Origin of the sequence: Sulfitobacter sp. HI0129 (genome assembly GCF_001635395.1) — a bacterium.
GTDB lineage: Bacteria > Pseudomonadota > Alphaproteobacteria > Rhodobacterales > Rhodobacteraceae > Sulfitobacter.
Map to the genome: position 1 here is coordinate 1 of NZ_LWGH01000139.1, position 307 is coordinate 307.

A 307-nucleotide genomic window follows, 5' to 3' on the forward strand; every position below is an offset into this window, starting at 1 on the left:
GAAGCGTTCGACGTTTCGGCGCTTGCCTGCGGGGCTTTCTGTCCCGGTGTACATGACCGGGTTGTGGTGCTGCAGTGCGCGGTTCCAGATGTCATAGACATCGCGGTGCCAGCCTGCCAGCAGCACGCGGGGGCTGTCGCGCAACAGCAGGTCCACATAGGCCGCAACGGAGTCGGCCTTAGCCACGCCTGTTAGCAGGCGCATCTTCATGTCCAGTTCCCGCGCGGCCTGTCCGGCCTTCACAAATGACCCTTCCAAAACGGTCATCGCCAGCATCTTGAACAGGTCTTCGGCGTCCTGTGCTGCC

General features: G+C 62.5%; 1 protein-coding gene. It reads right to left on the bottom strand.

The window, feature by feature from the left end; genetic code table 11:
• Positions 1–307 (bottom strand): hypothetical protein (locus tag A3764_RS25040; RefSeq protein ID WP_201722385.1); only part of this gene is annotated, 307 nt, incomplete at both ends.